This window comes from Methanococcoides sp. LMO-2 (assembly GCF_038432375.1).
GTDB lineage: Archaea > Halobacteriota > Methanosarcinia > Methanosarcinales > Methanosarcinaceae > Methanococcoides > Methanococcoides cohabitans.
This window is the reverse complement of sequence record NZ_JBCAUS010000005.1, coordinates 12,585-37,143: the sequence shown is the minus strand read 5'-3', so window position 1 is coordinate 37,143 and position 24,559 is coordinate 12,585. Positions and strand designations below refer to the sequence as shown.

Annotated in this window: 23 protein-coding genes; 12 read left to right on the top strand and 11 right to left on the bottom strand. The window is 45.3% G+C overall.

Annotation, left to right across the window (positions count from 1 at the left end; all coding sequences use genetic code 11):
• Nucleotides 1–47: 47 nt before the first annotated feature.
• From WOA13_RS07210 to WOA13_RS07200, 3 genes are all read left to right on the top strand, one after another.
• A complete protein-coding gene (locus WOA13_RS07210) occupies nucleotides 48–1,310 on the top strand; it encodes a replication protein A (RefSeq protein WP_342127260.1) in 1,263 nt (420 codons plus the stop codon).
• Nucleotides 1,311–1,877 carry an RPA family protein gene (locus WOA13_RS07205; RefSeq protein WP_342127259.1) on the top strand — a complete coding sequence of 189 codons (567 nt, stop codon included), beginning with the start codon at nucleotides 1,311–1,313 and terminating at the stop codon, nucleotides 1,875–1,877.
• 99 nt (nucleotides 1,878–1,976) lie between these two features.
• Complete coding sequence (locus WOA13_RS07200; RefSeq protein WP_048205934.1) at nucleotides 1,977–2,213, top strand: hypothetical protein; 237 nt, start codon at nucleotides 1,977–1,979, stop codon at nucleotides 2,211–2,213.
• A gap of 20 nt (nucleotides 2,214–2,233) precedes the next feature.
• Here the strand turns inward: WOA13_RS07200 and WOA13_RS07195 are convergent, their stop codons facing one another.
• From WOA13_RS07195 to WOA13_RS07185, 3 genes are read right to left on the bottom strand one after another with little or no spacing between them, the layout of a single operon-like run.
• On the bottom strand, nucleotides 2,234–2,764 hold the full coding sequence (locus tag WOA13_RS07195) for a metallophosphoesterase (protein ID WP_342127258.1): 531 nt from the start codon (nucleotides 2,762–2,764) through the stop codon (nucleotides 2,234–2,236).
• Between the two features lie 39 nt (nucleotides 2,765–2,803).
• Nucleotides 2,804–3,592 carry a DUF7839 domain-containing protein gene (locus tag WOA13_RS07190; protein ID WP_342127257.1) on the bottom strand — a complete coding sequence of 263 codons (789 nt, stop codon included), beginning with the start codon at nucleotides 3,590–3,592 and terminating at the stop codon, nucleotides 2,804–2,806.
• The gene (locus WOA13_RS07185) at nucleotides 3,589–4,098 is read right to left on the bottom strand and encodes an ArsR family transcriptional regulator (RefSeq protein WP_048205931.1); all 510 of its coding nucleotides are present in this window, start codon (nucleotides 4,096–4,098) and stop codon (nucleotides 3,589–3,591) included. Before WOA13_RS07185 ends, WOA13_RS07190 begins: the two co-directional genes overlap by 4 nt.
• A gap of 235 nt (nucleotides 4,099–4,333) precedes the next feature.
• Here WOA13_RS07185 and WOA13_RS07180 point away from each other — a divergent pair, with 235 nt between their 5' ends.
• On the top strand, nucleotides 4,334–4,942 hold the full coding sequence (locus WOA13_RS07180) for a hypothetical protein (RefSeq protein WP_342127256.1): 609 nt from the start codon (nucleotides 4,334–4,336) through the stop codon (nucleotides 4,940–4,942).
• 63 nt (nucleotides 4,943–5,005) lie between these two features.
• Here WOA13_RS07180 and leuS read toward each other — a convergent pair whose 3' ends face one another.
• Nucleotides 5,006–7,888, bottom strand: a complete 2,883-nt coding sequence (gene leuS / locus WOA13_RS07175) for a leucine--tRNA ligase (RefSeq protein WP_342127255.1) — start codon at nucleotides 7,886–7,888, stop codon at nucleotides 5,006–5,008.
• Between the two features lie 27 nt (nucleotides 7,889–7,915).
• Nucleotides 7,916–9,124 (bottom strand): threonine synthase, encoded by a 1,209-nt coding sequence (thrC, locus tag WOA13_RS07170; protein WP_342127254.1) that lies wholly within the window; start codon nucleotides 9,122–9,124, stop codon nucleotides 7,916–7,918.
• A 206-nt stretch (nucleotides 9,125–9,330) separates the two neighbouring features.
• Between thrC and cgi121 the strand changes: the two genes are divergently transcribed.
• The 3 genes from cgi121 (at nucleotide 9,331) to WOA13_RS07155 (ending at nucleotide 12,322) form a co-directional block, all read left to right on the top strand.
• Entirely contained in the window at nucleotides 9,331–9,840 is a 510-nt protein-coding gene (cgi121, locus tag WOA13_RS07165) for a KEOPS complex subunit Cgi121 (protein WP_342127253.1), read from the top strand.
• Between the two features lie 89 nt (nucleotides 9,841–9,929).
• The gene (gene glpX / locus WOA13_RS07160; protein ID WP_342127252.1) at nucleotides 9,930–11,018 is read left to right on the top strand and encodes a class II fructose-bisphosphatase; all 1,089 of its coding nucleotides are present in this window, start codon (nucleotides 9,930–9,932) and stop codon (nucleotides 11,016–11,018) included.
• Nucleotides 11,019–11,029: 11 nt separating this feature from the next.
• A complete protein-coding gene (locus WOA13_RS07155; protein WP_342127251.1) occupies nucleotides 11,030–12,322 on the top strand; it encodes a tRNA (N(6)-L-threonylcarbamoyladenosine(37)-C(2))-methylthiotransferase in 1,293 nt (430 codons plus the stop codon).
• Between the two features lie 50 nt (nucleotides 12,323–12,372).
• On the opposite strand, the gene WOA13_RS07150 is transcribed toward WOA13_RS07155, so the two are convergent.
• Both WOA13_RS07150 and WOA13_RS07145 read right to left on the bottom strand, forming a co-directional pair.
• Entirely contained in the window at nucleotides 12,373–14,115 is a 1,743-nt protein-coding gene (locus WOA13_RS07150) for a chloride channel protein (protein WP_342127250.1), read from the bottom strand.
• A gap of 111 nt (nucleotides 14,116–14,226) precedes the next feature.
• Nucleotides 14,227–14,790, bottom strand: coding sequence for a flavodoxin family protein (locus tag WOA13_RS07145; RefSeq protein ID WP_342127249.1), 564 nt, complete (start codon nucleotides 14,788–14,790; stop codon nucleotides 14,227–14,229).
• 211 nt (nucleotides 14,791–15,001) lie between these two features.
• Between WOA13_RS07145 and acs the strand changes: the two genes are divergently transcribed.
• The 4 genes from acs to WOA13_RS07125 all read left to right on the top strand — a co-directional run bounded on the left by acs (nucleotide 15,002) and on the right by WOA13_RS07125 (nucleotide 20,199).
• Complete coding sequence (gene acs, locus WOA13_RS07140) at nucleotides 15,002–17,092, top strand: acetate--CoA ligase alpha subunit (RefSeq protein ID WP_342127248.1); 2,091 nt, start codon at nucleotides 15,002–15,004, stop codon at nucleotides 17,090–17,092.
• A 54-nt stretch (nucleotides 17,093–17,146) separates the two neighbouring features.
• Nucleotides 17,147–18,214: a phosphotransacetylase family protein gene (locus tag WOA13_RS07135; protein WP_342127247.1), complete on the top strand. Its 1,068-nt coding sequence runs from the start codon at nucleotides 17,147–17,149 to the stop codon at nucleotides 18,212–18,214.
• Nucleotides 18,215–18,330: 116 nt separating this feature from the next.
• Nucleotides 18,331–19,575, top strand: coding sequence for a phosphoglycerate kinase (locus WOA13_RS07130; RefSeq protein WP_342127246.1), 1,245 nt, complete (start codon nucleotides 18,331–18,333; stop codon nucleotides 19,573–19,575).
• 21 nt (nucleotides 19,576–19,596) lie between these two features.
• Nucleotides 19,597–20,199, top strand: coding sequence for a TIGR00296 family protein (locus WOA13_RS07125; protein WP_342127245.1), 603 nt, complete (start codon nucleotides 19,597–19,599; stop codon nucleotides 20,197–20,199).
• 17 nt (nucleotides 20,200–20,216) lie between these two features.
• On the opposite strand, the gene WOA13_RS07120 is transcribed toward WOA13_RS07125, so the two are convergent.
• From WOA13_RS07120 to WOA13_RS07105, 4 genes are all read right to left on the bottom strand, one after another.
• Complete coding sequence (locus tag WOA13_RS07120) at nucleotides 20,217–20,645, bottom strand: nucleoside 2-deoxyribosyltransferase (protein ID WP_342127244.1); 429 nt, start codon at nucleotides 20,643–20,645, stop codon at nucleotides 20,217–20,219.
• A gap of 239 nt (nucleotides 20,646–20,884) precedes the next feature.
• Nucleotides 20,885–21,136, bottom strand: coding sequence for a hypothetical protein (locus WOA13_RS07115; protein ID WP_342127243.1), 252 nt, complete (start codon nucleotides 21,134–21,136; stop codon nucleotides 20,885–20,887).
• Between the two features lie 124 nt (nucleotides 21,137–21,260).
• Nucleotides 21,261–22,208, bottom strand: a complete 948-nt coding sequence (locus tag WOA13_RS07110) for a CPBP family intramembrane glutamic endopeptidase (protein ID WP_342127242.1) — start codon at nucleotides 22,206–22,208, stop codon at nucleotides 21,261–21,263.
• 1 nt (nucleotide 22,209) lies between these two features.
• Nucleotides 22,210–23,094, bottom strand: coding sequence for a DUF1616 domain-containing protein (locus WOA13_RS07105; RefSeq protein ID WP_342127241.1), 885 nt, complete (start codon nucleotides 23,092–23,094; stop codon nucleotides 22,210–22,212).
• Nucleotides 23,095–23,532: 438 nt separating this feature from the next.
• Between WOA13_RS07105 and argC the strand changes: the two genes are divergently transcribed.
• On the top strand, nucleotides 23,533–24,546 hold the full coding sequence (gene argC / locus WOA13_RS07100; protein WP_342127330.1) for an N-acetyl-gamma-glutamyl-phosphate reductase: 1,014 nt from the start codon (nucleotides 23,533–23,535) through the stop codon (nucleotides 24,544–24,546).
• Nucleotides 24,547–24,559: the final 13 nt, after the last annotated feature.

Below are 24,559 nucleotides of genomic sequence, written 5' to 3'. Positions count from 1 at the left end.
TGACTTGCCTCTCAATCGAAAACAAACAAGAGGCTTGAGGAATTAATATGGATAAAACAGCAGAGAATATCAAGAACAGGTTCCTGGAACTTGGTGTGGACATACCAATTGAGAACATTACCGAAAGGCTTGACAAACTTATCACAAAGTTCAAGGTCCCTCTGGACGAGGCCCGCAGAAGTGTCATAGCATATTTCCTGAAAGAGTATAACATTGACCGGAACGACTTTTTTGTAAGCTCAGGATCAACCCCTCTTGTGAAGATCAATGAGGTAAATGAGGGCGGAAAATGGGTAAACGTCAGGGGAAAGGTCGTACAGCTCTGGGACAATTCCCATGAGTCGGTTTCCCAGGTGGGCCTTATAGGCGATGATACCGGAACGATCAAGTTCATTAAATGGGCACGTGATGATATCCCCGATATCCAGGAAGGAAAAAGCTACCAGTTCAATAATGTTGTTATCAATGAATGGAACGGAAGGTTCGAGATAACCCTTAACAAGAACACTGTAATTGAAGAGATCTCTGATGATATCGATGTTGTTTCCAATGTTATGTCCTCTCCGGGAGAAGGCCAGCCTGCACCAATGGTGAATGTTTCTGATATCACGGAAGATGGGAAATGGATCTCCATGAGGGTGAAACTATCACAGCTCTGGGACAATACCCATGAATCAATATCCCAGGTAGGTCTGATAGGTGATGCTACCGGTACTATCAAATTCATTAAATGGACAAGTGCTGATCTCGCTGACTTTGAAGAGGGAAAAAGTTATCTTTTAAATAACGTGGTTGCACAGGAATGGAATGACCGGTTCGAGGTTACTCTTAACAAGAACAGTTCAATTGAGGAGCTTGATGAGGATGTTGAGGTTGGTAATTCATCTCTTACCTTCAGTGGTGTGATGGTGGATGTCCAGTCAGGGTCCGGTCTCATAAAACGCTGTCCTGAGTGCAACAGGGCGCTGACCAAAGGAGCATGCATGGAGCATGGAAAGGTGGATGGTGTCTATGACCTTCGTATCAAGGCAGTTATTGATGACGGGAACATTGCACAGGAAGCAATTCTGAAGAGAGACCTTGCAGAACAATTGTCCGGCATGACCCTCGATGAGGCTATCTCCATGGCAGCAGATGCTCTTGACCAGGGCGTTGTCCTTGACCAGATGAGGCTTAAGCTTCTGGGCAGGTATTTCACTGTTACAGGTTCCAAGATGGATCGTTACATCCTTGTTGATTCTATCGAAGATCAGACGGAGCTGAGTCCGGAAACGATTGATGAACTTATTTCAGAGGCGGAGGTGTTGTAAATGGCCGGATATGTAAGGGAAGTTTCACGTCGTATCTTTGCACAGGAACTAAGGGAATCCAGTCTGACGTTCAAGGACGGTGATGACCAGTACTCTCCACAGTATCTTTTAACTCCTACCGGTGCAAAGGTCAATCGCCTTTTCATCGTGGGTACTCTGATAGAAAAAGAGGATATAGGGACTGATTCAGAATACTGGAGGGGTCGGGTATCAGATCCAACTGGTTCCTTTATGATATATGCAGGGCAGTATCAGCCCGAGGCAGCGCAGTTCCTTTCAGAATGTGAGACACCTGCCTTTATTGCGATAGTAGGAAAGCCAAGTACCTATGCAACAGCGGAGGGTACTGTCCTGACATCCGTCAGGCCTGAATCGATTTCACTGGTGGATGGTGCAACACGTGATCTCTGGGTTGCAGACACTGCAAGAAGGACCCTTGAACGTATCAGGGAGCTTGACAGTATGGATCCGAATGTGGTCAAGGCAAAGGAACACTACAATACAGACGCTGTAAAGTATTCCTCGATGGTAAAAGAAGCCCTTGTATCACTGAAGGAAACGATCTGAAAATCCAAGTTATGTATACTGCACATTATGTGTGCAGTAGCTATTTTTTAACCACAAAAATGATAAATCCGGTTCTCGTTCTTATAATTGGGTGATAACATGAAGACATACCTGTTGATATGGTTCAGTAGCGATGGTGCCAGTCCTTCAGAAGTAAACAAAAGATTGATGTCAATGGGTTTCAAACCGATCCAGGGGGCATACGATTATGTCTATGACTGGGGTAACAGCGTTGATCTTGACGAGATCCTTGGATTCGGTGACAAAGTACACTTAAGTCTTCTTGATACGGGTACTATGTTCAAAATAGAAACAATTAATGGTGCGGACGTGTAAACCGCATCCTTTAATTCTTTTCAGCTTTTATCCTTAAGCTTGCGGGAAAAATCAATATATCCGCATGAATGTCCTTCTATCTCTACTATGTTCGCAGAGACATTACCATTGTCAATAGTGATTTCCACAACAGATGGGTCGGACATACGGGGGCTTGTGGGAGAGCCTGGGCAGATAAGTATCACATCACTCTGTTCGATAAGTGGTCTGTGTATATGTCCAAATACGAGGACGTCCACTCCCATTTCGAGTGCCAGGTAACGCAGTGGGGTTGTGTCCATAATAGATAGTGCTCCTTCATGGACGAGCCCGAATTTCACACCATCAACATCGAACACGAGCTTCTCAGGCAACAGTTCCTTTAGTTCACGATCATCAGAATTCCCGTGTACCGCTTTGAGCTTACCTGTGGAAGCAAAGGCCTGGTAACACTCCATTGTTGTAAAATCCCCTGCATGGAGCAATATATCGCAATCATCAATGAGGCTCTTGAACGTAGGGGGGATGGTACCTCCCCTGAGGTGTGTATCAGAAACAGCAATGATCTTCATATTGGGGTCCTAATTCTGCTTAAAGTGTATGCTGACGGTTCACTGCAGGGTAAGGTCAACCAGTTCGTATTCCAGATTTTCCATTTCCAGTCTGCTCATGATCTGGGGTACTTCTTCATCAATTGCAAGTACCAGGGATGATAAGCCGTGGAAGGCTGCCTCTACAACTGATTCTTTTGCACCGTACATGACGTCTGGTATTATGTCAACCTTTTTCATAGCAACAAGGGACTCGACACCTATGGCTGCTATATATGATTTTGAACTGGCAAGTTTTTGCAGTCTTTCAAGGTCGACATTGCGTGAACCTCCACGCTCACTGCGTGGTACTTTGCAGACCGTAATACTGGCATTCTCAAGATCGATCATGCCCAAAAGGTTGGTGACACCCACATCATCGCCTTTTTCAGCGGCTGATATGGTTATTCCTGTTGCCCCGGTCTCGGTCGTTTTACTCACATAAAGTAAGCCGCCTCTCATTTGAAGATATACATTTTCCCCCTTTTCGATATCTTCGTCTGCTATGGCTGTCCATGTGGAGACATGACTGATGATGTCACTCATGACAAAATTAGCATAACGCTTCATGTCGGCTGCATTTTCAAGAACCCATTCGACACCCTTTTTTGTAATTCGGTATCTTACCCTTCCATCGGAATAGATGAAACCTTCTGCTGTAAGTTCCTTGATATATTCGGAAACAGCTTGTGGTGTCACACCAATCTTTTCAGCGATCTCTTTCTGGCGAACATTTGGTTGATGGGCAGCAACTTCAGTCAGTATCTGAAATTTGGTGATGCCGCTTTTGCTTTGAAGAATGTCTATCATTCAGTTTCCTCATTGATCTTAAGTCTCTGTCCCATTACAGTGAGTTTTGGTGACCTTCTTGCCAGAGCACGTACATATATCGGACTCTTGTTCATTGAACGTGTCAGGCTGCTCATGGAATGGTTGCCCTTCTCGACAAGTTCTTCCAGTTCCTCGATGAGATCTTTTATTTCGTCGTAAGGATGGAATGTGAGCATTATGATATCGCTAAGGTCTTCAAAAGAACACTGGAAGTTTGACTGTACTTTAGAATAAGATGAATGGTACTCTTTTTCAGGTTTTTTGCCCGGTTCCGGCATATGCCACTGGCTTTCGAGTAAGCCACATTCTTTTAATATTGTGATACTTTCGGAAACATCACAACCCATTTTTTCTTCAAGATCTCCTTTTGTCATCCATTCGACTAAAAGAAGATTGAACACCTGTTTGTGTTGCGCTGACTGAAAGGTTTGGAGAAGGGGAACTAGTTCTGAGGGATCATTTATAATTCGAGTCCTTTTGGGCATTATCAATACCTCGTATTAGGGTAAGTGTGGGGGGATCAACGTTGATTAAAGTAAAGTCAAGTTCTAGAATTGACTGTGCTAGGGTACATATACAACTCTAAGTAAATAAATGTGTTGTGGGAAGGTCATTCCCGGGCTCATTTTTTTGCTTTATGATGGCTGTTGTAATGATGCTTTACCATTTAAATTGACCGATACATTTATCCAATTCTGTTACCAATATTGGTTAGTTATTATGACTGAAGACCTCTACACGAAGATATGCAGGATACTCGAAAAGAAGCAACTGTCCATCAGCGGGATTAGCAGAGAGCTGAAAGCAGAGGGTTTTGATGAACATCGTCTTATTCTGACAGGTTATCTTCGCGCGCTCAGAGATATGAACAAGCTCAATGAGGTGGAAATTCCTCCCTCAAAGATCTATGTCTGTGTGGAAGGATCCGAAACACTGGATAATGATCTTTATTCCCTGATGGCTAAACACCTGCATTCACTGGATCCGGATGCCCGTTTCCCCGTAGCGGTCTGCATTTTATCTTCCATATTTGAGAGGCCAATTTTTAAGGAAGAACTAAAGATCATGGGTGTGAATGACCCACACATAAGAAAGCATCGTAGTTCTCTGGTAGCGGTCAAAGAAACAACCGGTAAGGATATTCGCGATCTTAGAAGGTCAATTAAAAGGATAAAGGTCCCGGATTCCGATCCTGCATATGAGATCGATCTAAATTCAACAACGGACAAGCTCAATGAGCTGACAAATTCTGTTTTGATCGCGCTGGCAAAGGACATGTCAGATCTGAGCGGTCTTGTACCTAAGACCAAACAGGTAACCCTTATCTAAGCTACTCTTTTTCTAAAAAATAGTTTTAAAAATTAATATTGGTGAAGGGACAACCCTTTCACCTTATTCCAGATAGATCGCCGGCCTTAATGGATAGGCGAACTTTGCCTTGTTCTCAGGGTCATATTCTGCATCGTCAGCTGAATATACCTCAACAGGACATCCGATCTCCTTCTCAAAGAAATCCTTGTTCTCTTCAAGAGCAACCTTTTCATCAAGTTCGAAGCTTGTCAGTGTGTTGAACGACTCTTCGCTCATGGAAGTGATATCTCCAACGATCTTCTGTGCAAATTTAGGCACTTCCTTTCCATAGCGTCTCATTTCCGGATCGCTCATAAGTTCCTTTATCAGCACGCCGGGGTTGAGGTCGCCTTCCTTCTGCATTGCAAGTGCTTTTTTAAAGGCCGTTGTCTTCCATTCCGGTGCTGTGTAAAGGACTGCTTTCTGTGGTGTTATCTTTGTGACCCTGATGATCTCGTCAACATCTGATATTGTACCACTGATAAGTTCTTCTGTGAACTCAGCACTGGTGTCTACAAGTGTTTCATCATATGCCGGGTAACCTGCAAGAGATACCATTCCTTCCTTGCCCATTGCTTCCCATATCTCTTCACATACGTGAGGAGTGAACGGTGCCATAAGGCGTACCCAGGTCTCAAGTATGTCATAGAGAAGCACGCTTCCGCCACGTTTCTGGTACCACTTCAGATCATTGAGCAGCAGGAAGAAGGAGTTCTGTAATGCATGCCTTGTCCTGATGGTTCCCAGGGCTTCGTTCGTCTCAAGGATACGCTGCTGCAGTCTGCTCAGCATCCACCTGTCAATGCCTTTCATATCGCTTCCGATACCTGAGGTGGCACCTGATCCGATGATCTCCTTTGCAAGTTTGTAGTACCTGTCGATCTGCTTTCTTGCAGATTCTATGCCGCTGTTCTTCCAGTCAGCATCCTGCATCTGTTCAGCACTGGAGAGGATGTACATCCTTGAAATATCTGCACCGTAGGAACCCACAGCTTCGCTGAGTGTGAGCAATGGTCCCTTGGACTTGCTCATCTTCTGTCCTTCAAGTGATACGAAACCATTGATGGCGATAGCACGTGGCCATTTATCCTCATCAAAGATCGCAACGTGGTGGAACAGGAAGAAGAGGAGGTGGTTTGGTATCAGGTCCTTTCCTGATGATCTCAGGTCAACAGGATACCAGTATTCGAAATCACTGCGGATCTGTTCAATGGTATCTGCACTGACACCACTTGCTGCTTCAGCATCCTGTGCAGTTCCTTTTCCAAGAAGCACATAATCGAACAGTTCGGGAACCAGCTGTTCCGTTTCGATTCCTGCTGCTATGAACTTGGCAACCACATAGTATGACATGTAGATGGTGGAATCTCCAAGGGACTCGATAAGCCAGTTCTTGTCAAATGGAAGAAGTGTTCCAAGACCCTTTTTCCTGGCACATGCCTTGTCCTTGAGCCAGTCGACCTTGTTGTTGAACTCGACCCTGAGTTCCTCAGGGATGATATCCATGTTCTCGATGCAGCGGTAGACCTTGTCCTTCCATTCAGGGTTGGAATAGTTAAGGAACCACTGTCCTTTGACCATGTTGACAACACAGGGAGTTCCGCAACGGCAGACAACAGGCTCACTGAACTCGTAGAACACTTCCCCGAGTCCCTGCTCGATGAGATCCCTTGTAAGTACGTCCTTGATCTTTGAGACAGCCATTCCTGCGTACTTACCGGTGTTCTCTTTAAGCACACCACCGTGGAACTCACGGCGATAGACCATCTTTGTTGCTTCCTCTGCCTTAGGGTCCTTCTGGTCCTTTACATTGAACTGCTCCACAGCTTCCACTGCCGGCAGATCGCCGAACTCCGGGACCTTAATGAGTGAAATGAACTTGAGGTCGCGAAGTTCCTCTGTAATACCATATTCGCTGAGGTCAGCTTCATAAAGGTCGCGTACAGCAAGATAATCGTAAGGTGCATGTGAAGGGACACTCATGACGATACCGCTTCCATTCTCACCTTTGACGAATGATGCAGGAAGTGTGATGACCTCTGCTTCTGTAAGAGGGTTCTTTACCTTGATGCCGATAAGTGATCTTGCGTCCACATCCTCGATGAACTCGACCTCCCTGTCGGTGAATGTGAGCTTGTGGTATGCTTCTTTGCTGACCACCCAGAACTCTTCCCTGCCTTCGAAGGTCACCTTGATCTTGACATGTTCCAGATCGGGATTGATCCAGAGGTTGGTCACGCCGAATGTGGTCTCAGGTCTTAGGGTTGCACATGGCAATACGATATCGTCGTACTTGAATTTGATAAGGGTATAATCGACGATAGTTGCCTCTTCACCGTGGAGGATATCATGGTCTTCCACAGGGTTGTTATCATTAGGACACCACTTTACAGGGTGGGAGCCCTTTACGATAAGGTTCTTTTCGTAAAGGAGGTTGAACTGCCATTCAATGAACTTCTTGTAAGTTGGATCGGTGGTGGTGAACTTGCGTCTCCAGTCAATGGAATATCCTATGGAACGCATGGCTTTCTCGGCTTCCACACTAAAGTATTCCACGATCTTTTCTGGTGTATCAAGTCCTGTTAGTGTTTCCATTGGTATACCGTGGAACTGGGAATATACCTTCATGGTCTGAGGATCCTGGTTCTGGATAAGTTCGGCAAGTCCCACGATAGGTGTTCCTGTTACGTGGAATCCCATTGGGTAGAGGACATTATATCCGAGCATTCTCCTGTACCTTGCAACAACATCACCAATGGTGAATGTTCTTGTGTGACCTGCATGGAGGTTCCCGTTCAGGTATGGGTACGGGATGGTTATGAAGAACTTTTCGCGGTCGTCAGGTTCAGCTTCAAAGACCCCGCTCTCATTCCATTTTTGCTGCCATTTCTGTTCGATATCATGTGAACTATAATCTTGTTGCATGAATTACACCGTTCCAACATTTTTTCGTTATCTGGAGAAAACCGCCTTGCGGACCGCTTCTATATTAGCATCCACTGTAATTGGTTTTGTTGATATGTTAATAACTTCTTCAGGGTCCTTTAGCAGATGGCCGGTTGTAATACAGACAACCGTTTCATCACGGTCAATGACACCTGAATCTATAAGTTTTTTAAGTCCTGCCACGGAAGTAGCACTCGCAGGTTCAACACCTATGCCTTCAAGCTGTGCAAGGTCCTTTTGTGCCTCTATCAGCTCTTCATCCGATACTGCTTCTGAATATCCGCCGGATCCATAGATCGCTCTTAAGGCCTTCTTTGCATTGACCGGGTTGCCGATACGTATTGCCGTTGCAATGGTCTCCGGGTTCTTTTCAGGAATGATCTCTTCAACACCCTTTTTGAATGCTTTTGTTACCGGGCATGCTCCTTCTGTCTGGATCCCGGTCATTTTCGGGACGCTTTCAGTGACGCCAAGTTCCCTTAACTCCCTGAAACCTTTGTAGATAGCAGCAGTATTTCCTGCATTTCCCACAGGTACGATCACCCTGTCAGGAACATTGAAACCAAGCTGGTCGCATATCTCATAGCCGATCGTCTTCTGACCTTCAAGACGGTATGGGTTAATTGAATTGAGCAGGTAGATCTTCTCTTCATCGCAAAGCTGACGTACAAGGACCACTGCTTCGTCAAAATTTCCCCTGATGCTTAAGACCTTTGCACCATGTATCAATGCCTGTGCGACCTTACCAAGAGCTACTTTCCCTTCCGGAAGCAATACGATGACAGGCAGTCCTGCTTTGGCACCGTAGGTTGAAAGGGATGCGGATGTGTTTCCTGTGGATGCACAGGCAAGCGTTTTCATCCCGAGCTCCATTGCCTTTGTGACCCCGACCGTCATTCCACGGTCCTTGAAAGAACCGCTGGGGTTCAGACCTTCATGCTTTACATAAAGTTCCTTGATGCCGATCTTCTCGGCAAGGCGATCGCATCGGTAGAGTGGTGTGCCACCTTCATGAATGCTTACAGGCTTTCCTTCCACAGGTAATAGTGCTTTGTATTTCCAGACAGATGGTGCTTCTGTTCGGAGCCTTTCCATATCGAGTTGAATTGCAGAATAGTCATAGATGACGTCGAGCAGCCCGCCACATTTGCAGGTATAGACGACTTCCGAATCGGTATACTTTTGACCGCATTCTATGCATTCCAGGTGGTACATCACAGGTCTCCTCAAAATAAAAGCATCAATGGTCTGATCGATTATGTCTGGTTATATTATCTGATAATAGTATCTATTATAGTGTGTTTAATAAATGACAACCTAAATAAAAGAAGCGGAAAAAACGTTTTTCACCAACAAATTTTCTTTCATTTTCCTGTCCCGACCGTTATACTTATTGAATGAAAATGGTATCCTTTACACCTATGGATATCCGGCTAGTAGAAGGTTCGATCTTCATCGATGAACTGCGCCCGTACCTTGGAAGACTTTCCGCAATGGCATCAGAACACGATGTTATCATACAGGGGGTCAATGCGGACAAGGTCGCAGGCAGAGAACATGTGGACAGTGCCATCATAAAGGCCATGCGGTCAATGGATAACGGTACGAACGTTGCCAATGACCTCGGTGTTGAGATCATGCGCTATGCTTCCGGAAAGCGGCAGATAGGAGAAGCTTTTTCCATCGGCCTTATGGAAGGTCAGATGAACGTGCTGTTCATCGTTATCGGGGAAACCGCTTCAGTGGAAGGGGCCGTGATCGATCTTTCCGGATCAATTGAACCCTCTTCAGTAATGCCATATTCAGATTCGAAAAAGGCTGACATTGTTTCACAGTTCTGTATCACAACTGATGAACTTGATGCAGTCGGGGATGAAAAGATCCCTGATCTCGTACTGGAACGCGTTGCTCTTGTGGATGTCCTGAAATAAGTCCACTCCGCCGGGAAAATGGAACCGGTGGAAAATATTAATAGCTTTGAAACATTAGTCAACTACATACATTTATCGGAGATGATATTTTGCCTCACCCAAAGACAGCAGAGAACATGATGAAAAGTGCAGGTCCTATTGAGACTGCCCTGTTACCTAGCCTCGTTCACGTAACCGAGGCTGCAGCTATCGCCGCTTCCTACCAGATGGGAAGAGGGGACAAGAACTATGCAGATCACGTTTCTGTGGAAGCCATGCGAAGAATGCTGAACTGTCTTGATTTCAAAGGTACGATCAAGATCGGTGAGGGGGAGCGCGATGAAGCTCCTATGCTGTACATCGGTGAGGAAGTAGGTACAGGCAAAGGCGACATTGCAGTAGATATTGCAGTGGACCCTCTCGAGGGAACGAACCTTACTGCAGACGGAATTCCCGGTTCCATCTCTGTCATGGCAATGGCAGAACCCGGAGGGCTCTTCCACGGTCCTGACGTCTACATGGACAAGATCGTCGTGGGTTCCCAGGTAGTGAAATACGAGAAAGAGCACCCCGATGAACAGATCGATCTCGATGCTCCGGTCAAGGACAATCTTGAGATCGTCGCAAAGGCCCTGAACAGGGACATCGAGGAACTTGTTGTGGTCATCCTTGACAGGGAAAGGCACAAGAGCAAGATAGAGGAGATCCGTGCAACCGGTGCACGTGTAAGTCTTGTCAGTGACGGCGACCTCATGCCAGGTGTGTCCACATCTATCAGGGGTTCAGGCGTGCACGTTGTAATGGGTTCAGGCGGTTCAGGCGAGGCTGTGCTGACGGCTTCTGCCATGAAGATCCTTGGCGGAAAGGTCCTTGCAAGGCTTGTGCTTCCAACGGTCGCCAACGGAAAATCCCAGGAAGAGATCGAAGCGGAGAAGGCAGAGAAGATGCCAAGGCTCAATACCATGGGAATCACCGAGGATAACATCAATGATGTACTTGACACCGACAAGCTTGTTCCCGGAAAGGATGTCATCTTTGCAGCATCCGGTATCACGCCGGGTCAGTTCCTGCACCAGGTCAACCTCTTTGGTGGCGGTGATGCAAGGGTGAACAGCATCTCCATGGGTAGTTCCGGTGTTGTCAAGTTCACCGATTCCATTTACATAGGTGACAAAGAGGATACTCCTCTGCGTCTATAATAATTGAAAAAATGAAAGTACATGTCCTGACGTACGGATGCTCGGCAAACCAGGCCTCGTCCGAGATCATGATCGCAGCGGTCAGGTATCTCGGGCATGAGCTTGTTGCTGAAAAAGATGCCGAGGTTGTTGTTATCAACACCTGTACTGTAAAGTATGCAACCGAGCAGAAGATCCTCCACAAAATAGAGGATCTCGGTAACAGGGCTGTGGATGTGATCGTCACCGGCTGCATGCCACAGGTACAACTGGAAGCCATACTTGAGAAGAACCCTGATGCTCATATACTTGGTGTGAACTCCATCGCAAAGATCGGCAAGGTCCTGAATATCATCGAGAATACGCGCAATGGCGGTTCACGTGAAAGGGTGGAACTGCTGAGCAGTGAACCGGAAGGCTTCCTTAAGACTGCTCATTCAAGGTTCAATCCGAACATCCACATATGTCAGATATCACAGGGTTGCAATTACAGCTGTGCTTACTGCATTGTGACAATTGCAAGGGGAAACCTGAGGTCCTTTGATGCGGATTCCATAGTTGATGATGTCCGTATGGCCGTTTCCGAAGGTTGCCGTGAGATATGGCTGACCTCACAGGACAACGGACAGTACGGGACTGACAGGGATGTTCTGCTTCCGGAACTTCTGGAACGTATCGTGGCGATCCCTGGCGAGTTCAAGGTCCGTGTGGGCATGATGAATCCCTTTTCAGTAACTCCGATCATCGATGATCTCATTGAGGTCTTCAGGTCGGACAAGATCTATAAGATCCTTCACCTGCCGATACAGTCCGCATCCAATGATGTCCTGAAAAAAATGAACCGTTTCCACAACATAGAGGAAACCAATGACATCATTGCACGCTTCAGGGAAGTCTTCCCGGAGCTCACCGTTTTTACAGATATCATTGTCGGTTTTCCCGGAGAGGCCGATGAGGACTTCAACAGGACATTGGAATGGGTAAAGGACATCAGGCCTGACAAGGTGAACATATCCCGCTACACCCCGCGTCCTCTCACAAAGGCACTCGAATATCGCAATATCGACAGTCGGATCGTTGTCAAAAGGTCTGGTGAGCTTCACAGCCTCTGTGATGAGGTCAAGCTGGCATCGAAGCAAAAGATGATAGGCTGGAAGGGCGAGGTCTTCGTGTCCATGGATGCCAAGGTAAAGGGAGTGATGGCACGTACAGGTTCGTACAAACCGGTGGTGATCCCTGAGGGTTCTGTCAGGCCAGGCAGTTCCTGTAATGTTGAGATCTATGATACAACTTCAGGATATTTCCTTGCAAGGTTGTTGGACTGATCTTTCAGTGGAATTCGTGGCTTCGGTTATCTTTATGACCGACCTTTTCTTTATTTTTGAATGTCCTTTTCATGAACACTCTTGACAATTTCCTTGTTGTAGGATTTGACAACATCACTTCTTGTGATAATTCCCAGTAGTTTTGCTTCATCGGTCCTGGAAACAACAGGCAGTCTCCCGATGTCCTTCATTGCAAGTCTTTTAAGGACAACGTCCAGTGATTCATCTGGATATGCCACCACAGGACCAAGTGTTGCGATCTCGCTGATCCTCGTATCAAGTTCCCCGTAGTTCACTTTTTCTCTCATATCCTCCAGAGTCACAATTCCACGTAGCTTCTTATTTTCGTCAAGGACCGGGAATCCTGCATGACGGCTTGACTGCATAAGGTCGAGCAGGTCCTTTGCAGTATCGTTCATTGAGAGTGTATGTACGTCTGTTATCATATTGCCTTTTACAAGCATGGATTCCATTACGTTGATCTCTTTTCCACGGCGAATTGTGAAGCCACGACGTTTTAGGACTTCTGTGAATATGGATTCTTCATGAAGACCGCTCGAGATAGAGTTGCTGACAACACATGCGAACATCAGCGGCAGTATAAGATTATAGTCCTTAGTGAGCTCAAAGAGGATCAGCATGGATGTAAGGGGTGCTCTCACGGTGCCGGCAAGGGTAGCAGCCATCCCTACCAGTGCATAAGCTCCGGAGACCGCTGTGCTTGCGGGGAAAAGCTGGTGAACTATTGTTCCATAGGCCCCGCCCAGCATGGCACCTACGAACATCGAAGGGACAATGGAACCTCCTGCATTTCCGGAACCGATGGTGAAGGAAAATGCCAGTACCTTAAGGACAAGAAGTATAAGCAGCAACTGGAGTGTGAAGTTGTTGGCCAGAACTTCTGTGATCACATTGTATCCGATACCCCTTACCTGTGGATAGAAGTAGCCGATAAAACCAACAAAAAGTCCTCCGATAGCTGGCTTGAAACCCGGATGTACCGGGATCTTCTGGAAGACATCATGGGTGATGTATAGGGTCCGTATTATTATGACCGAAGCGATCCCGCAAAGGATGCCAAGGACAAGGTAGAGGCCAGATTCCCTGATGGGGTCCACAAGACCGTAGTAGGAAACCTCAATGGGATGCACTTCAAAAATGAGGTTTGCAACAAGTGTTGCGAAGACAGATGAGAGTACTATCGGGATGAAAGTCCTTGTTTCAAGTTCTCCCAGGATAACTTCCACAACAAAGACAACTCCTGCAAGTGGGGCATTAAATGCAGCAGCTATGCCTCCGGAGGCACCACATCCAAGGAAGATCCTGTAACGGTTGTCAGGTGCATGTATCGTTTTTGCAAAAATTGTCCCGATGCCTGCTCCGGCAAGGATTCCAGGTGCCTCTTTTCCCACGGAACCGCCGGTTGCAATGGATACTATGGAAAGGAATACCTCTCGGAAAGCTTCACGTATCCGTATCCTTCCCCCATGCAGGGCAGTGCCTTCAATAACTTCAGCTACATTGCAGCGTTTCAGGTCTTTGTAGAGGTGGGTGACCACTCCTACGAACAGTCCGCCGATAGCAGGAATGAATATCACGTAGTAATGGCCGGTTGTACCCGCACCATTCCAGAAAACGCCTTCTGCATATTTCAGGCAGAGGTCATATGCTACGATGGTAAGTCCCGTGAAGATACCTATCAGTACCGCCAGGTTGTTCGATATTCCCGGTTCGGAATGCAGTCCCCTGAATATTGCATCCCTTATGTTCCATCTGGAGAGCCTGTTGTTCAAGAAGTGCCTCTTAAAAGGTCTAAATGGTTCTTTGAAAGAGCCATTAAGAAAAAATTGAAAAGAACAGGTATTACCTGCTCCTTTGTATGATCTTCAAATATGTGAGACCATTCAGGCTTCCAGCCTTTTCAGTGTTTCACAGAGGTTCTCGATAGTATCGATTATCGTCTTCATTCCGATCTCATCGTCGTCCACAGGCTTCTGTGCAATTCCACCGAAGTGTGCACCGTCACCAACAGGCATCATGCCATGGACAAGCATGCAGTCATGAATTCCTTGAATGGTCTTTTCCTGCCCGCCGTTACGTGATCCGCCAACTGCCATGACTGCACCGAACTTACCCTTGAGCTGGAATCCCTGCCTTCTGAGAAGGACACTCCTGTCGAAGAGCGCTTTAAGTTGTGCTGTCATTCCGCCGAAGTATACCGGGGATGAGAACACTATGGCATCTGCTTCTGCGAGCTTGCCGTAAATGTCCTGCATATCATCGTTGATAGGGCATTTTTCACCGCGTGCACAGGTACCGCATGCAATGCATGGGTTTACCTTCTTCTCGGAAAGGAGGATGCTTTCTGTTTCAAAACCTTTTGTTCCTGCGATCTCAAGAACATTGTTTATGATCTTCTCATTGTTTCCTTCTTTATTGGGACTTCCGGATATTCCAAGTATCTTCATATGATCACCGATACGCATTATTGATGCAATATTATTAGTTTTTGGGTACCGTTTCCGGGCTGTAACTTCTTAAACCTGTTGATTAGCAGTTTTTCCAGAAGTTTTCAGGCGATTTCGGTCTTTTTTTCATCTTAATATTTTAAGCAACAGTAAATAAAAACTGTTATCTACCTTTATCTTCAATATCAAGTATAAAATTACAGGTATCACAATGCTTGAAAAATTATTTGAACCAGCATCTGTAGCGGTAATTGGTGCCTCCCGTACTAAGGGTAAAGTGGGGCGGGCGGTACTTGATAACCTCATAGAGAGCTACAATGGCGAGATTCTTCCTATAAACCCGAAGGCTGATGAGATCCTTGGTTTGCGGTGTTATCCGACCATACTTGACACTCCGAATGCAGCTGAGCTTGCAGTGGTCGTCCTTCCTGCAGTTTTGGTTCCGGATGCACTGGAAAAGTGTGGTCTTGCAGGAGTGAACAATGTTGTAGTGATCTCTGCAGGCTTCAAGGAGGCAGGTATCGAAGGGGCAAAGCTGGAGCGCAAGTGCATTGAGATCGTCAATAAGTACGGGATGCGGATGGTAGGTCCCAACTGCCTTGGTATCATTGACACAGGCTCCGGCCTGAACGCTTCCTTTGCTGCATCCATGGCAAAGAAAGGAAATATTGCAATGATGTCCCAGTCCGGTGCGATATGTACTTCGGCGCTTGACTGGGCGGATGCCAGAGGGGTTGGATTTTCGAAATTCATAAGTCTCGGGAACAAGGCCGACCTTTCAGAGAATGATTTTCTTTTGGAGATGGCCGATGATGATAATACCTCTGTGATAGCAGCTTATCTCGAAGGCGTGAAGGACGGCCCGAAGTTCATGGGGATCGCCCGTGAGGTGTCACACAAAAAGCCTATTGTTGTGTTAAAGTCCGGTAGGACTGCCGTGGGTTCAAGGGCAGTGTCCTCACATACCGGTACGCTGGCAGGTTCCGATGAGGCATATAATGCTGCATTTTCACAGAGTGGTGTGATGCGGGCAGATTCTGTGGAAGAGATGCTTGACTACATACGTGCTTTTTCCAGCCAGCCGGTTCCTGAAGGAAAGAACATTGCCATAGTCACCAATGCCGGCGGTCTGGGCATACTGACAGCTGATGCCTGCCATTATGCAGGTCTTTCACTGTCATCATTTGATGAATCCACAATAGATCGTCTTCGGGAGAAACTATCGCCTGCGGCGAATCTCTATAATCCTGTGGATGTGCTTGGTGATGCACCTTCGGATATCTACGGGTATGCACTTGAAACGATCCTCGCTGATCCCAATGTTGATGGCATAATCGTACTGACATCTCCACAGGCAATGACAGATGTAAAGAACATAGCTGAAGTGGTTGCAGAAAAGGCAGGTTCCTCGCAGAAACCTATCCTGTGCAGTTTTGTTGGTGGCACCAGGATCGAGGAAGGTGAGACTATACTTGACCGGCACCAGATCCCCAATTATGCTTTCCCGGAAAGAGCTGTTTCAAGCATGGCAGCCCTTTGTAATTATGGTGTTATAAGGAAACGCAGTGATCCGGAAATTGAACAATTTGATGTTGACAGGGGAGTTGTATCTTCCATTCTTGATAAGGCACGTTCCGAGAACAGGCATACTCTCGGACTGGAATCGTTTGATATCCTGAAGGCATATGGTATTCCTACCGTGGGTACATCCAATGTGAAGACCCTTCAGGAGGCTATCGATGCCTGTGAGGAGATGGGTTATCCTGTGGTAATGAAAGTACTGTCAGCTGACATTTCCCATAAGACAGATGTTGGAGGTGTCCGCATTGGACTGGAGAACCGGGATGATGTAGAAAGGGCATACCATACCATGATGTCGGATGTGAAGCGATATATGCCAAATGCTGTTGTTTCAGGTGTGCAGATACAGAAGATGGTCACCGGAGGTAAGGAGGTTATCATTGGAATGAACAGGGATGTCCAGTTCGGTCCTTTGCTGATGTTCGGTCTTGGCGGTACCTATGTGGAAGTGCTCAAGGATGTTTCTTTCAGTGTTGCTCCCATAGGAAAGGATGTCTGCAGAAAGATGATCTCTTCTATCAAGACATATCCGTTACTGACAGGTGTGCGTGGTGAGAATCCTTCTGACCTTGGTTCAATAACAGATACGCTTTGCAGGATCTCGCAATTGGTCATGGACTTTCCTGAGATCCTCGAATTTGAGATCAACCCACTGATGGTGATGCCAGAAGGTCAGGGTTGTGTTGCAATGGATATCAGGCTCACCCTGGGGAGTGAATGAACATGCTGACTTTGATATTTGATATTATTATAGTAGGATGAAAAGGTGGTTAATGTGGCTTCTATATTGATAAGTTCCTCTGAGAAATATTCGGGAAAGAGTTCCCTTTGTACGGGAATAGGTATGATCCTTCGGAATAAGGGATATTCTGTGGGCTACATGAAACCGATCGGCAATATGCTGGTGGATGTTAATGGTGTCCTTTCCGATGAGGACGCGGAACAGATGCGCAGGGTCTTCGAGCTGGAGGATGAACCAAAATTTATCACTCCCATATTACTGACCGACAACCTGGCACATGATGCCCTTGCAGGTGTTGACAAACATTTCGACAAGACCCTTGTTGATGCATTCTCTGCAGTTTCAAAGGATAGGGATTTCGTTCTCATCGAAGGCACCGGCGGTATCGGCGGAGGTGCAATGTATGGTCTTTCCGATCCACAGGTCAGTTCGATACTCGGGACAAAGATGCTCCTGGTAACACGCTATGATTCAGTCTATGCTGTGGACCGTATCCTCTGTGACATTGAGTTGATACATGATCCGGAAATGCTTGCAGGTGTCATCCTCAACGAGGTTGATGAGAGCCAGATGTCATATGTCTGCGAACTGGTGGTGCCTTTCCTGGAGGAAAGAGGTATCAAAGTCATTGGCGTTCTCCCAAAGGACTCGACACTTCGCTCAGTTCCTATCTCTGAGATCGTGGAAGACCTCCATGCAGAGGTTCTTGCCGGTTCAGAGCACCTTGAAGATCTCGTGGACCATTACCTTGTAGGTGCAATGGAAGTTAACGCGGCGATCAAGTATTTCCGACGTACTCCTGACTCGATCGTCATAACCGGTGGTGACAGGTCTGATATTCAGATGGCAGCAATTGAAGCGCATGTGAAAGGCCTTGTACTTACGGGCAATCTCCAGCCAAGTGCCGCAGTACTTGGAAGTGCGGACGAGGCAGGGATACCTGTGATACTTGTTCGCGGTGATACCATGTCCACAATAGGCAGGATGGAGGGGCTTATCGGGCGTGCAAGGTTCAGGAAAGAACACAAACTTGGCCGCATGGTCGACCTTATTGAGAACAATGTGGATGTTGATGGCCTTCTTTCAATTATAGGTCTGTGATAGTCGAACAATCTCAGATGGATATAGATAAATATACAATTGCTATATAGTGACGTGCATCGCATTCATTCGAATTTAAAAATAAAATTATCTTACTAATCCAATTAGTGACACTGGTGATGAATACCTTGACTGCTAAAGATTTTCTCACGATCGACGATTTTGATATTGAGGACAGAACAATTCTTGTGAGGGTGGACCTGAACTCTCCCATGGACCCGGAGGGAGGCATCCTTGATGATATGAGGATCCATAGCCACATCCAAACTCTTCGTGACCTCGAAGATGCGAAAGTGGTACTTCTTGCCCACCAGAGCCGTCCGGGGAAGAATGACTTTTCCACCATGGAAGCACATGCCCGGATAATGTCCGGTTACCTTGGTCGCAAAGTGACCTATATTGATGATATCTTTGGCACATATGCAAGGTCAAGCATATCTGCAATGAAAAAAGGGGATGTGATCCTTCTTGAGAATGTGCGTTTCTATTCAGAAGAGTCCCTGAAAAGGCCTGTGGACGAACAGCAGCGCACTCACATGGTAAGACAACTGTCTCCTCTCTTTGATATTTTCCTTAATGATGCTTTTGCAGTATCTCATCGCTCACAACTTTCCATCGTTGGCTTCACCGGCCTGCTTCCAAGTGGTGCAGGGCGATTGATGGAGCGGGAGATAACAGCACTTAACAAGAGCCTTCAGGGTAATGAGTGCCCCTGCATATTCGTGCTTGGAGGTGCAAAGGTCGATGATTCCATCAAGGTTGCAGAGAACGTTCTCTCAAGTGGTGGTGCTGACAGGGTTCTTGTCACAGGTGTCGTTGCAAATGTCATGCTTGCCGCATCAGGAGTTGATATTGGTGAGCCGAATATGAAGTTCATCGAATCGCAGGGCTATCTTGAACAGATAGACAGGGCAAAGGACGTCCTTGATAGGTTTGAAGGGAAGATCGGCCTTCCTCGTGATGCTGCACTGAACGACAAAGGCAAGAGGATCGATGTGAAGATCGAAGAGGTTGCGTCAAAGAACCTTCCGATAAATGATATTGGTCTTGAGACCATTGTTGCATACGCAAGTGAGATCGAGAACGCAAAGACCGTTGTCCTTAATGGTCCTGCAGGTGTTGCGGAGCTCGACGGATTTGAGATCGGAACTTTCGAGATCATAAAGGCAGCATCAAATGCCGGCTATTCCATTGCTGGCGGCGGTCACATCACTGCAGAGGTGCGAAATATCGGATATGAGGACCAGTTCTCACATATCAGTACCGGTGGTGGAGCATGTATAGATTTCCTTGCAGGGGACGAACTGCCAGGCATCGATGCCTTAAAAGTGGCTGCAAAAAGATATCAGGAAACTGAATGATTATTATTGTGGGGGTTGAATATGCTCAGTGATTCCGAAGGTAAGAATGCTGTAAATCTTGCAAGGGCTACCATCGAGATGTTCCTTGAGAGTGGTAAGAAGATGCAGGCCCCTGGATTGATGGAAGTGTTCGATGAATTGCGCGGGGTCTTTGTGACGCTGACAATTGATGGTGAACTGAGGGGATGCATCGGTCATCCCTATCCGGATTCACCATTAAGTGAGGCTATAATCGATTCTGCGATCTCGGCAGCAACAAGGGATCCTCGTTTTCCTGTTGTGGATATTTCCGAGATGGATGACATTGTTGTGGAGGTGACCATCCTTACACAACCAGAGCTTATCGATGTTCCTCCTGAACAGTTACCGGAGGTTATTGAGATAGGTCGTCATGGACTTATTGCAAAGGATGGATTCTACCAGGGTCTGCTTTTGCCACAGGTGGCTCCGGAGAATGATTTTGATGCTATCGATTTCCTTAACCATACATGCCTGAAGGCAGGTCTGGCGCATGATGCCTGGCTTACAGGTGCGCAGGTATATTGGTTCGAAGGGCAGATATTCAAAGAGATCGCTCCGCGGGGCGAGGTTGAAGAAGAAAAGTTCAATTCATGTTGTAAGTGAAGAGGATTCATTTCCTCTTAACTGTACTTTTTCATAGTTTCCAGAAGATCTTCGACACTGGTCAAAAGCTCGTCAGCAGATTCCTCGATCATAAGGTTTACAAGACCTTCGGGTCCCAGTGTCCTGAAATCTGTTTTAATGCCTACTACTGTCTTCTCTTTTGCATAGGCGTACCCAATCTCCCACGCAGTTCCTGAATCCACATCAGTACCGCCATCAAGAACAGCTACCAGTATATCACAGGTGTCGATAGCCTCAACGTTCAATTTGAAGATATTATTGGAGTCCATCTCCTCTCTTGCTGCTTCGGTGTCGTTGGAGTCCTCCTGGGGCACAAAGACCGAGAATCCAAGATCTTCCAGTGCATTTTCCAGTTTCTTATTGAATTCCTGTTCAGCTACAGAGAAAAGTGGTGCTGCAAGATATATTTTCTTAGTTATGCTCATTTTATCTCCTTTGTCTTATTCTGCCCTCTATGTAATGTAACTTAAGCTTCATAACGATTCTGGAGACTTTTAACTATATTTAATAATCAGGATCGAATTTTTGATTTCCTCTGGACGTCACTACTAATTAACCCACTTTTTTAACAAAAGATGTCACAAAAATCAGTAACTAAAAATCCTAATTTCTTATCATATTTAAAAAAATAATGAGAGCACTTATCTCTGAACATATTTATTTTTTAAATTATTTCAGTAATCTTGAAGGTCACAATGCTTGCAAAGACTACGAGAAGTGTAAATATTCCCATTTTAAAAGAAGTAGCTAATGATTTCGTCCAGCAGTTAGATGCGGATAGGATCTCTTTTGCGTACACGAGAACTATAAGAACAATAACTGTAAGCACTTCATATTCAAGTAATCCGATCTCATTCATCATTACCACTACAGTGGATGATACAAGACTGGTAGCTGAAATTATGCTTGTTAGCATTTGTCCCTCCCTTAATTTAAATTAGTGTTATACTTTAAAGACTTTATTAAATTTAGTATTTTTTTTATCTTTCTGATCATTAATTGAAACTGAATTTACATTTGTTAAATGATTTTATTTTGGCTTATTTTTCCTTTTTTAATTTAATGTAGCCAATTGAAAGTATCAATATTATCAACAATATTGATCCGATTATGATCATGCCATTTTCTCTAATAATATCTGATGTCTCCAATTCGGGAGCTAACATATGAGGCATTATTCCAAAAAGCATTACGTTTGTGCATCCCTGTGTCAGGGTCACAAGTATTAGATTTCTTCTTAGTGTGTATATAGTGCCGAGTATAAGACCTGCAAAACCGGCAAAGACGATTGCATATGGTGTGCCATATCCGGAATGCATAACTGCAAAAATTATGGATACAAGGGTCAATCCCTGGTATTTGCCTACTATTTCTTGAAGCTTCGTTTGCAGTATTGGTCTGAATATCAGTTCTTCTATCAATCCGACATAAAATATCATTACAATAGCTAACTTTAATAAATTCAGTAATGACAGGTCAGGAATGAGGTAATCTGGTCTGATTATAAGGAATTCGCCTGAGGCTATCACAATGCTTGCTATAAGGATAAGCGGAAGATCATAGTATCTTATATTCCTGTTAATTCCAAGGTCTGATAGTGTAAGATGCTGATCCTTAACAAGAACATATATTGGAATTGTTAATGGTATATAGTTGAATACAAAGGAATAAAGTGGTATCTCAAAGAAAACCGGCATTGATAGATTGAGTATCCTTAACAGGGACAATAGAATGAATGCATAGATTATGTGCTGCTGTTTTCTGTCGTTGAATATCATTGTAGAAAAAGTTAAAGTTATCAGCAGGATCAAATGTGTCCAGATAGTGAACTTTGTCAGGCCGGCAAACAATAACATTTCTGCAATTATTACCATTACAGAAGGTATAGCAACAACAAGAAGGTCAATCTGGATTTTGTCTAATGTTTCCATTTTATCAAAGAATCCGTTTTCTACAACAATATCTTCAAATTCAGCCTCATTATCCATTTCAAATCTCCCTTACGTCGATCCATAAATGGAGGTCTCTATATGGTTCTGCCATGTCCCTGTCTTTGTATAGCAGGAATTGCAGTTTCATGTTCTCACCTGCTGAGGCTGGTGTAAATGTAATTTCTTTTTCCCACGTTTCATTATGTTGGAGTATTATTTGAAGAGATTCCTGATCCGTGAGTTGCGAATTATTTTCAAGCATTAGCTCTATAGAATAATCCGTATCTACATATTCGTGGTTTACAACCCCAATGATCACGGTACCGTTTTGACCAAGCTCCAGGTCGGTTGGATAACCTTCAGCCATTCCACCAGGTCCCAGGATGTAGAACTCGGTGAACTTTTCCCCTTCCTTTGGTGTAACGACCACGTAGGCAAGAGTTACTATTGATGCTACTATTGAGATCACCAGAAGGATCGTTAGTATCCTGTCAAGCTTGTTCTCCGGTTTCTTTGAGATCTCTTCCTTTAACGAAAGATAGGTCTTGTAAAATGGGACGGTGAAATGTTCATCCTCCGGAAGTGACCTTCTTCTGAAAACTGCCACTATACACATTATTATTGTAAAGGCTGAAACTGATATCAATATGGGAAAGAGTCTGATCCCCCATGTAGTGTAATTGAGTGCAAGTCCGATTAGTGGAACTACCGCAATACTCAGGCCAATACTAAGTGCAAATCTCTCTATCCCGTCCAGATCATCCCTGGCTGGAAAAAGTGCTGCTATCAATGAATACCCCGGTAAGAACAACAACATTGGAAGCCCAAGCACAGTTCTTATGGGCGTGTTGCTCAAAGCAGGTACTACAATGAATATGCAGGTGAGCATAACAACTGCAACGACAACCTGGATATCAGAAGGAATACGATCTCTATGTGACATTGTTATTTCTATAGGACACTGTTATTTCTATGAACCATCACTACTCAATGGACCATTTTTGCTACTCATCTAATTTATGTGTTATACCTTTATAAATATGTTTAAAGCTTTTTTGGATTCGATCTTTGCAGTTCAAACCAAAAAGTTATAATTTTTTTATGCCTGCACTTACTAAATATTCAGTTCACATTATATCTAATTTTCATATAGATAAATTCATCGCAAAAATATGCGTAATGTTGGTTGCCGGATCGAAAAGATCAAATGTATTTTGAGGATCCGGTTCAAAGAAGTGTGTAACCAGAAATTTCATCTGTTGTTGTAGTGCAGGTTTGAAAGACAAAATTCCGGGATCGGCGATAAGGCACAGCCGATAAAAATAGCATAAAAATAACAACCTTAATTAATCTTGGAACTATACATAAATGCATGACCGATATGATCAATGCAGGAATTGTCGGTGCCTCCGGTTACACAGGTGGCGAACTGATGCGCCTGCTTTTGAACCATCCGAACGTTAATATTGAAGCAGCAACTTCCCGCCGTTTAGCCGGGGAAGCTGTAAGTGATACCCACAAACACCTGCGTGGGTTTATTGACCTTAAATTCGAAGACCTTGATCCTGAGGAGATCAAAGAGCGTTGCGATGTCGTATTTGTGGCTGTTCCACATGGAACTGCAATGAACATAGTTCCTGAGCTTATCGACAACGATGTGAAGGTAATTGACCTGAGTGCAGATTACCGTTTGAAGACAGATATTTTCGAACAGGTCTATGGAATGGAACATGCAGACCCGAGAGATGCGGTCTTTGGTCTTGTGGAGCTCCATCCTGAGATAAAAGATCAGTCATTCATTGCAAATCCCGGTTGCTATCCCACAGGAGCAACCCTTTCAGCTGCACCGCTTGCGGATGCCGGTCTTCTTAATATGGCGATATTCGATTCCAAATCCGGGATTACTGGTGCAGGCATAAATCCGACACCTGCATCCCACTATCCCAATATGGCAGAGAACGTGCAGGCATACAAGCTGACGACGCACAGGCACAGGGCTGAGATATTCCAGGAACTGAACCGTCTGGATGCCAACCTGACAAACGTGAGCTTCACACCACATGTTGTTCCGTCCATTCGTGGGATCCTGACAACTGCTCATCTTTTCGTAAATGATGATCTATCAGTGGAAGATGTCAGGGGGATCTACTCAGAGTTCTACAAAAACAAACCCTTTGTAAGGGTACTGGATGACATCCCCTCTCTTGGTGCTGTAAGGGGTTCGAACTTCTGTGATATCGGATTTGAAGTGGATGCTAATAATGGACGTATCGTTGTTATCTCAGCGATTGACAATCTTGTAAAAGGTGCTTCAGGGCAGGCTATCCAGAACATGAACGTGATGTGTGGTCTTGATGAGACCACCGGTATCTGGACACCGGCAACTTCGCCATAAATAATGTAGGAAC